At 71.2% G+C, this 9,044-nt stretch carries 9 protein-coding genes; 1 reads left to right on the forward strand and 8 read right to left on the reverse strand.

The window, feature by feature from the left end; genetic code table 11:
* The 3 genes from ACK5KK_RS11070 to ACK5KK_RS11080 form a co-directional block, all read right to left on the reverse strand.
* On the reverse strand, positions 1 to 1,228 hold a 1,228-nt coding region (locus tag ACK5KK_RS11070; protein WP_416890143.1), incomplete at its 3' end, for a DEAD/DEAH box helicase.
* Between the two features lie 214 nt (positions 1,229 to 1,442).
* Complete coding sequence (pip, locus tag ACK5KK_RS11075; protein ID WP_416890144.1) at positions 1,443 to 2,420, reverse strand: prolyl aminopeptidase; 978 nt, start codon at positions 2,418 to 2,420, stop codon at positions 1,443 to 1,445.
* Positions 2,420 to 3,286, reverse strand: a complete 867-nt coding sequence (locus ACK5KK_RS11080; RefSeq protein ID WP_416890145.1) for a neutral zinc metallopeptidase — start codon at positions 3,284 to 3,286, stop codon at positions 2,420 to 2,422. Before ACK5KK_RS11080 ends, pip begins: the two co-directional genes overlap by 1 nt.
* A 58-nt stretch (positions 3,287 to 3,344) precedes the next feature.
* Between ACK5KK_RS11080 and ACK5KK_RS11085 the strand changes: the two genes are divergently transcribed.
* Positions 3,345 to 4,349, forward strand: coding sequence for a malate dehydrogenase (locus ACK5KK_RS11085; RefSeq protein ID WP_416890146.1), 1,005 nt, complete (start codon positions 3,345 to 3,347; stop codon positions 4,347 to 4,349).
* 7 nt (positions 4,350 to 4,356) lie between these two features.
* Here the strand turns inward: ACK5KK_RS11085 and ACK5KK_RS11090 are convergent, their stop codons facing one another.
* The 5 genes from ACK5KK_RS11090 to ACK5KK_RS11110 form a co-directional block, all read right to left on the reverse strand.
* A complete protein-coding gene (locus tag ACK5KK_RS11090) occupies positions 4,357 to 5,058 on the reverse strand; it encodes a hypothetical protein (protein WP_416890147.1) in 702 nt (233 codons plus the stop codon).
* 35 nt (positions 5,059 to 5,093) lie between these two features.
* A complete protein-coding gene (locus ACK5KK_RS11095; protein ID WP_416890148.1) occupies positions 5,094 to 6,659 on the reverse strand; it encodes a protein kinase domain-containing protein in 1,566 nt (521 codons plus the stop codon).
* A complete protein-coding gene (locus ACK5KK_RS11100) occupies positions 6,656 to 7,693 on the reverse strand; it encodes an FHA domain-containing protein (RefSeq protein ID WP_416890149.1) in 1,038 nt (345 codons plus the stop codon). The genes ACK5KK_RS11095 and ACK5KK_RS11100 overlap by 4 nt, the downstream gene beginning before the upstream one ends.
* 2 nt (positions 7,694 to 7,695) lie before the next feature.
* Positions 7,696 to 8,523: a PP2C family protein-serine/threonine phosphatase gene (locus ACK5KK_RS11105; RefSeq protein WP_416890150.1), complete on the reverse strand. Its 828-nt coding sequence runs from the start codon at positions 8,521 to 8,523 to the stop codon at positions 7,696 to 7,698.
* The coding region (locus ACK5KK_RS11110) for an FHA domain-containing protein (RefSeq protein WP_416890151.1) at positions 8,520 to 9,044 on the reverse strand (525 nt) is incomplete at its 5' end. The genes ACK5KK_RS11105 and ACK5KK_RS11110, both read right to left, overlap by 4 nt.

Consider the following 9,044-nt stretch of genomic DNA (forward strand, 5'->3'; position numbering starts at 1 on the left):
TGGCGCCCTGGCTGCGACCGGGCTGCGCGGCGGGCGGCGTCGTCGGCGTGACGTACGCCGCCACCTCACCGACGAGTTCGGTGACGGCGGTGGACATCGCCGTCACCGTCGTGGGCTCCGCCGTGATCGATGCCTTCCGCAGCAGTGCCTTCACGTCTCCGGCCTGATCGGGCAGGACGACCGTGACCACCGCGCCGGCCGCGCCGGCCCGCGCGGTGCGGCCGGACCGGTGCAGATACGCCTTGTGCTCCACGGGAGGGTCGACGTGGACGACCAGTTCGACATCGTCGACGTGCACGCCGCGCGCGGCGACGTCGGTGGCCACCAGGACCTTCGCCTGGGCGGACGCGAACGCCGCGAGATTGCGGTCCCGCTGCGGCTGCGACAGGTTGCCGTGCAGGTCGACGGCGGGGATGCCCTGCCCGGTCAACTGCTTGGCCAGCTTCTTGGCGGCGTGCTTGGTGCGGGTGAACAGAATGCGACGGCCCGTTCCGGAAGCCAGCGTACGCACGAGCTCCTTCTTGTCGTCGGTGCCGGCCACGTGGAACACGTGATGGGTCATGGCTGCGACGGGCGAGTGCGCTTCGTCGACCGAGTGCAGCACCTGGTTGCGCAAGAACCGTCGCACCAGCTTGTCCACACCGTTGTCGAGCGTCGCGCTGAACAGCATCCGCTGGCCGCCCTGCGGCGTCTTGTCCAGGATGCGGGTGACGGCGGGGAGGAATCCCAGGTCGGCCATGTGGTCGGCCTCGTCGATCACGGTGACCGCGACCGAATCCAGCGACAGGTGACCCTGCGCGATCAGGTCCTCGAGGCGGCCCGGGCACGCCACGACGATGTCGACGCCCGCGCGCAGGGCACGCACCTGGCGATTCTGGTTCACGCCGCCGAAGACCGTCGTCGTGGTCAGGCCGACGGCGCCAGCCAGCGGAGCCAGGACGGCGTCGATCTGAGTGGCCAGTTCCCGCGTGGGCGCGAGGACCAGTCCGCGGATGCGATCGTGGCGCGCGCCGCCGCCGACCGAGGCTGCGACGCGGGCGACCAGCGGGATCGAGAACGCGAGCGTCTTGCCGGAGCCGGTGCGGCCCCGGCCGAGCACATCGCGCCCGGCGAGCGTATCGGGGAGCGTGTCGACCTGGATCGGGAACGCGGTGGTCTTGCCGTCGGCGCGAAGCGCGTCGACGAGGGAAGTGGGCACGCCGAGCGCGCCGAAAGTCGTGTTCGTCATGAAGAGTGTCCTGAGCATACAGGGCCCGGTCCATCGGGCCGATCGGTGGCCCGCGCATGGGTGCACGCGCGGGATCGCCGTACGAAGATGTCAGCCAGCCTTGGGTGGGAGCAGGCGGCGAGGGATGCGTTGAACGACGCCGGGAATGCCACGATCGGCATTCCGTCACCGACATCGTATCAGCCGCTCGGGAGGGTCCGCTCGGCGGAGGTGTTCAGGATGCCGCGAACCGGTCCGTGGCCACGCGCAGCGCGGCGGCGATGCCCGGTTCGGTCGCCGAGTGACCGGCGTCGTTGACGACGACGAACTCGGCCTCCGGCCACGCGACGTGAAGATCCCACGCCGTCATCATCGGCGTGCAGACGTCGTACCGGCCCTGCACGATGACCGCCGGGATGTCGCGGAGACGTCCCACGTCCTCGATCAGCTGACCCTCCCGGAACCAGCCGCCGTGGAGGAAGTAGTGGTTCTCGATGCGGGCGAAGGCGACGGCCGCGTCCGGCGCGGTCATCGACGCGACCAGGTCGGCATCCGGGTGCAGGGTGAGGGTGGCGGCCTCCCACGTCGTCCATGCCCGTGCTGCGGGGCGGTGAACGTCGGGGTCGGGGTCGGTGAGCCGGCGGTGATAGGCCTCGATCATTCGGGCGCGTTCGAGGACCGGGATCGGGGCGACGTACTGCTGCCACAGGTCCGGGAAGATCGCCGAAGCGCCTCCCTCGTAGAACCACTCCAGTTCGTGTCGCCGTAGGGTGAAGACACCGCGGAGGACGAGCTCGGTCACGTTCTCGGGGTGGGCTTGCGCGTAGGCGAGGGCAAGCGCGCTCCCCCACGACCCGCCGAACACCATCCACCGCTCGATGCCGAGGCTTCTGCGTAGCAGGTCGATGTCGGCGACGAGGTGCCACGTCGTGTTGTGCCGCAGGTCGGCACCGGGTTCGCTGGCGTGCGGGGTCGATCTGCCGCACCCGCGCTGGTCGAACAGGACGATGCGGTACAGCGCCGGATCGAAGAACCGGCGCTGCCAGCCGGCCGTCCCCGCGCCGGGACCGCCGTGCAGGAACACGACGGGCTTTCCCGCGGGGTTGCCGGACACCTCCCAGTACAGCCGGTTCCCCTCGCCGGCGAGCAGGTATCCGGTGTCGTACGGTTCGATCTCCGGGTAGAGGATGTCGTCGCCGGTCAGCGCGCTCATCACGGAGCTCCCCCGACGAACGTGTCGCACACGCCGACGCCGCCGTCGTAGCCCGCCGCGAACCACTGCTGGCGCTGCTGGCTGGACCCGTGCGTCCAGGTCTCGGGGTGGACTCGTCCCGACGACTGCGCCTGAATGTTGTCGTCACCGACCGTCGCCGCCGCCTCCAACGCGTCGCGCAGCTGAGCGTCGGTGGGCGTACGCAGGTACGGCACGCCGTTCACATCGGTCTGCTCGGTCATCGCGCCCACCCAGGAGCCCGCGAAGCAGTCCGCCTGCAGTTCGACGCGCACACCGTTGCTGGCCGGCCCGGTGCCGTTGGGGGGATAGCGATCCATGATGCCGGTGATCTGCTGGATATGATGTCCCCACTCGTGGGCGAGCACATAGAGCTGGGCCAACGGCCCGGCATCGTCACCGAACTGCTGCCGCAGCACGCCGAAGAAGGCGGGGTCGATGTAGATGGTCTCCTCGGGAGGACAGTAGAACGGTCCTGTCGCGTTCGACGCCGTTCCGCACGCGGTCGGTGTCGAACCGTCCACGATGATCAGTTCGGGCCCCCGGTACCCGTCCACCTCGCCGCTCCAGTAGCCGTCGAGCGCCGGATACGCCGCGGCGAGGCGGCATTCATCGTTCGCGTTCGCGTCGGCACCGGTCGCGCAGCCCTCGATCGTCGACTCCTGCGCCGACGGGGCCGTCCCGCCGTCCCCGAGGAACGCGGTGAGGTCGGCACCGGTGAACATCTGCAGGAGCAGGATGGCCAGCCCGCCCAGGCCTACCGCGCCCACGCCGCCGGCGACGGCCACAGAGCGCCCACGCTTGCGTGCCCTGCTCCCGCTGACGTCGGCGTCGGGGTTGAAAGTCATGCGCACACCGTAGCGGATGCGGCCGTCGCGCCCGTGTCGGCACGCGTAGGCTCGAAGGATGGATGCTGCAACGACCGTGACCGTGACCGGGGCCGGCGGACAGATCGGCTACGCGCTGCTGTTCCGCATTGCGGAGGGCGCCATGCTGGGGGCCTCCCGGCCGGTGCGGTTGCGGCTGCTGGAGATCCCGCAAGGGGTGCGTGCCGCCGAGGGCGCCGCGCTGGAACTGCAGGATTGCGCGTTTCCGTTGCTGGAGAGCGTCGAGGTGACCGACGACGCGGCGACCGCCTTCGACGGCGCCTCCCTCGCGTTGCTGGTGGGCGCCCGCCCCCGCTCGGCCGGGATGGAACGCGCCGATCTGCTCGCCGCCAACGCCGGCATCTTCGGACCGCAAGGGGCGGCGATCGCCGCGAACGCCGCCGCGGACGTGCGGGTGCTCGTGGTAGGCAATCCCGCCAACACGAACGCCCTCATCGCGGCCAACGCCGCGGCCGGGCTCCCCGCCGAACGGTTCACCGCGCTGACGCGTCTCGACCACGACCGCGCGGTCGGCCAGCTCGCCGCGGCGCTCGGGGTCTCGGTGAGCGAAATCGAGCGCGTCGCGATCTGGGGGAACCACTCCGCGACGCAATTCCCCGATGTCGCGCACGCGACGGTGAGCGGCCGCACCGTCGTCGACGCCCTCGCCGACGTGTTCGGCGGAACAGGCGCCGCCCTCGCCTGGCTCGATGAGACGTTCGTGCCACGCGTCGCCCGGCGCGGTGCCGAGATCATCGAGGTGCGCGGCTCGTCGTCGGCGGCCTCTGCCGCCAATGCCGCGATCGCGCACGTGCGCGACGGGATCGGCGGCGTGGACTGGACCTCTGCCGCGGTCGTGTCGCGCGGGGAGTATGGGGTGCCCGAGGGCCTGATGTGCTCGTTCCCGGTGACCAGCGAGGGCACCGGGTACCGGGTGATCGAGGGACTGCCCCTGGACGATCGCGGGCGGGCGCGGCTGGACGCCTCCGTCGCCGAGTTGGTCGCCGAACGGGCCGCGGTACGCGAACTCGGCGTCTTGTCCTGACGGGACCTCAGCGGTCGGCGTCCGCCAGCAGGTCCGGGTCGTCGAGCATCGCGAGGTCATCGCGGGTGACGATGCGGGACGAGACCGCGTACTCGACGAGCTTCACGCGACGGTTCGTCGCCGACATCGTCACGCCGCCGCGCAGACCGGGGACACCCTGACGGTCGAGCTTGTCGCACACGTTGTCGAGCTTGCGGTTGAAGCGTGTGAGGGTCCACCCCAGCCGCTCCGCGGCACTGGCGGAGCTGGGCAGCTCGCTCATTCCGGTTCCCTCACGGCGCAGCATGGGCTCGGCGAGGGAGAGGATCAGCAGCTTCTGGCTGACGGTGAGCGGCACGGCGCCGATCGTGGAGTCGCCGTCCTCGTCGAAGACGGGCGCGGTGTCCCGGAAGGCGGGCTGCGCCATGGAGATCGACAGTTCGTACGTTGTCGGGCCGGCGCTGAACACAACCGTTGTCACCGCGAAGACGATCGGCAGGCGGGCACCCGGGGCCAGTTGGGCCTGGACCCGCCCGTCCGTGTCGGTGACGGTCGCGGACAGCCGCGTGCCGATGTTGACGAGCCACCACAGCCCCCCGGCCTCCTCGACCGAGAGGAACAGGCGGTGCAGGAACCGGTTATCGTCCAGGGCGAGGTCGCCCTCGCGGCCGATCCGGAACACGGATCCGGGATCGACGATGAAGCGCTCGCCGGCGAACTCGATAGTCACCGAGTCCGATCCTGACGGAGCGGTGTCGGGGCCACTCACGGGACGCACCCCCTCTCACTGTTACCAGCCGTCCCGTTGGCGCGGACGATGCGAACATCGATGCACGTGTCGCCGGAGGGGTCAGCTGGAACGGTCACACTGGTCTTGGTCGTGCTCTCGGGGACGCCATCGCCCTCGAGCGTGTAGAGGAACCACAGGTAGGCGTCGCCTTCCTGCGGATCGGGGTTGGTCCACTGGAACGTCACCCGATCACCATCGATCGTACCGGTCAGATCCGTCGGCGCCAGGATCACCCCCGCCAGCGGGTCCTGCGGGGTCGCCGGGACGGACGGGCTCGGGGCCGGGGCCACCGCCCCGGAGATCACGGTCGCGGCGGTGAGGATGCCCACCAGCGCGACCGCACCGATCCCCGCGACCGCCCAGATCCGCCACGTCGGCCGGGATCCTGCGACTGACGCCGGCTCGGGAGCGTCCGGCTCGATCGCCGCCCGCTGCGGCGTGGGCGGGGCGGTGACCGTGGGGTCGGGAGACACCGTCACCGGCGCCCGCGCGACCGTCGCGTCGTCGAACGACTCGCCGACCCCCGCCGGGTCGGGGTCACCGCTGGCGGGGAACAGCGTGCGCTGCCGGGTGCTTCCGGCGGCGGGTGCGGTCTGCGGATCGATGCTGACGATCCCACGCACGCGCGTCAGTTCGTCGTCCGCGTCGTCACTGTCGGGGTCCAACGGCGCGTCGTCGAGGATGTCGACGGGAGTGACCGAGTGCGCCAGTTCGATCTGCACCCGCTGCAACGCGCGGGCGAACGCGATGGCGGAGTCGAACCTGTCGACGGGGTTCTTGGCGAGCGCCCGGGAGAGTGCGGCGTGCAGCGAGGCGGGGATGTCGGGCCGCTGCAACGGCGGCAGCGGTTGCGTCTCGATCCGGCGGATGAGCTCGGCCCCGCCGTTGCGCCCGCCGGGGATCTCGAACGGCGACCGTCCCGCCAGCAGTGTGTAGACGGTCGCTCCCAGCGCCCACACGTCGGAGCGCACTCCCGACTCGGGAGTGTCGGCGAACGCCTCCGGCGGGGACCACGGGATCGACATGCCTGAGGAGTCGGCGTCGGCGTCGGCCCGCGCGGCGATACCGAAGTCGGTGAGCGCGGGACGGTTGTACTCGGTCACCAGGATGTTCGCGGGTTTGATGTCGCGGTGCAGGATTCCGGCGCGGTGTGCGGTCTCGGCGGCGGAGGCGACCTGAATGCCGACCCGCAACGCCTCGGCCACCGAGAACGGGGTCGCACGCGAACGCACCTGAAGGTTCGGCCGCGGGCAGTACTCCATCACCAGGTAGGGCCGGTCGTCGTGGGCGACCCCGGCCTGGTAGATCGTGACGATCGCGGGATGGGTCGACAGCATCGCCATGACGTTGGCTTCCGCCGCGAACTGCTCGACCGAACCGCCCTCCAGGCGGCTCGGCAGCAGGACCTTCACGGCGACGCGGCGCCGTGGCATGAGCTGCTGGTAGAGGTACACGTCGGCGAAACCGCCCGACCCGAGCACCTCGATGAAATCGAACCCGGGAAGCGACGGGGGTGGTGCCGGTTTGCGCTTGGTGCTCACGGGAGGTCCTCGAACGCGAGGGTGAGGCCGTCACCGATGTCGACGACATCACCGGTGACGACCATGGTCGCCTCCCCGGGATGCAGCCGCACGGGATCGGTTCCCCCGCGCGAGAGCACGGTTCCGTTCGTGGTGTGCAGGTCCGTCACGAGCACGTGCTCACCCTCCGCGCGGACCTCGAGGTGACTGCGGGAGATGTCGTACTCGGGGCTTTCGACGGCGACCAGAAGCGGCAACTCGGCGTCGGCGCTGCGCGTGGACTTGGGACGCCGGCCGATCACGATCGTGCGCTCGATCTCGATCGTCTGCCCCGTAGAAAGAACGATCCGCCCGCGCGGGGGCCGGGGTGCGGGCACGTCGTGCGTCGACGCGTGCACCGCCCCGAGGTGATCGTCCCGCAACCGGGCCGCAGCGATCGTCTCGCCGTCGTGATCTCCGAGCGGCTCGGGCGGCGCGTGGCGGATCGCGCGCGGCGGGAGCGCCACCGTCACGCCCCACACCATCTCCTCGTCGGACGGAGGTTCGTCGACGGGGCTCACCGGCCCCTTCGTGGTGAGATCCACCGCGCTCGCGCTCGTGGCCGAGGGCGCACTGGAGACGGAAATCGCGGCCGCCTGGACCACACCGGCGACCAGCGGGAGTGCCGCGGACTCGTCGAGTTCGCTGTCGATGACCACGATCACGCGATGCGCGCCGGGCAGGAACCGCTCCGTCCAGGTCTCCGCGCCGTGGCCGGTGATGTTCTCGGTCGAGCGGGGGCCCGCTGCGACGACCTCGACGGGACCGCGGACGGCGATGCGGATGCCTTCGCCCTCCACCGCGATGAGGATGAACGGCGGCATCGCCGCCGTCGCCGGCCCGAAGGTCTTGCGGAGCGCGTGCAGCATCGAGGTCATGGTTCCGGTGCCGAGTCCACGCCAGAGCGCGTCGGCGGTCGCGGCACTCACCTCGGCGGGAAGCAACGCCACCGATGAGCCGCCGGCGACGGCGCGCCAGCAATCGGGACCGACGGCCGGCAGATAGCTGAACTCCACCACTACTCCTGTCCCCCGTTCCCGGTCACCCGAGGGCGGGTGTCCTCATCGCCGTGTTCGAGCGCGCCGACCGGGATGGTATCGGCCAGTTCGGCATCACCGCTGACGGCGACGGCGTCGACGACCACCGCGGTGATGTTGTCGCGCCCGCCCGCGAGCAACGCCTCGCGCACCAGCCGGGTGGCGGCGTGCTGCGGGTCTGCCTCCTGCGCGAGAATCGCCGCGAGCCGGGCACCGTCGAGTTCTCCCGATAGGCCGTCCGAACACACCAGCACCCGATCGCCGAGTTCGGCGGGAACCCACCAGAAGTCGGGTTCGGCCGTGCTGCCGGCACCGATCGCGCGCGTGATCTCGTTGCGCCGGCGGTCGGCGGCAGCGGAGGCGGCATCCAGTTCGCCCGCCGCGATCAGCTCCTGCACGACGGAGTGGTCGACCGTGATCTGTTCGAGCACGCCGTGCGAGAACCGGTACGTGCGGGAGTCGCCGATGTTGACGGCGAGCCAGTAGCCCACACCGTCCACGTCGCAGATGACCACTCCGGTCAGCGTGGTCCCGGCCGAGCGGCCGTCACCGGCAAGCGCATCGACCCGGGTGCGCGCCAGGGCGAGCGCGTCGCGGACCTCGTCGGCACCGACGCTGGCGCGCCCGACGAACTCGGCGAACTCGCCCACGACGGCCGCACTCGCACGGTCGCCGGCGTCGTGCCCGCCCATGCCGTCGGCGACGACGAAGACGGGGGCGGCGGCCAGCAGTGCATCCTCGTTGACCGGTCGCCGAAGACCGGGATGGGTCTCCGAGCCGCACCGGACCTGGATCGGCGCGGCACTCACCGGACCACCTCCACGGTCGCGCGGCGGTCGCCCAGTTCCAGCAGATCCCCCACCGAGACCCGGGTACGCCGGCCGGGAATCACCGAGGTCCGCTCGGACCCGTGCCACACGATGACCCCGTTCTTGGAGTGACGGTCCACGACCCAAAGGCCGGTGTCGTCCGCGTCGATCTCGAAATGGGTCTTCGACAGCGACAGCGTCTCGTCGCGGACCGCGGCCGAGAGCACGCCTGCCTCGGGGGCGGGGTTGCGCCCGAACAGCGTGCGGCCGTACACCGCGTGCCGCGTTCCGTCGTCCCACACCAGCGCGGCCGCCGTGGCGGTCCCGTCCGATGCGCCCCGCGGCACCGCGCCCTGCCCCAGCGGCTCCGACCGCGCACCGACCTGGTCGGGGCGGTCTGCGCTGATCCCGGGGACCTCGGTGACCGCCGCGCTCTCGGGCAGCCCCGTCCCAGGAGCTTCCTGCGGCCGGACCTGCTGCGGCGGGGCCTCCTGCGGCGGGGCCTCCTGCGGGCGAGGCGC

It is taken from the genome of Microbacterium sp., assembly GCF_047972865.1.
Lineage (GTDB): Bacteria > Actinomycetota > Actinomycetes > Actinomycetales > Microbacteriaceae > Microbacterium.

Excerpts from the sequence above, each read along its gene's own strand:
- pip (WP_416890144.1), bottom strand. The coding sequence starts at position 2,420 with ATGAGCGCGCTGACCGGCGACGACATCCTCTACCCGGAGATCGAACCG.
- ACK5KK_RS11080 (WP_416890145.1), bottom strand. The coding sequence starts at position 3,286 with ATGACTTTCAACCCCGACGCCGACGTCAGCGGGAGCAGGGCACGCAAG.
- ACK5KK_RS11085 (WP_416890146.1), top strand. The coding sequence starts at position 3,345 with ATGGATGCTGCAACGACCGTGACCGTGACCGGGGCCGGCGGACAGATC.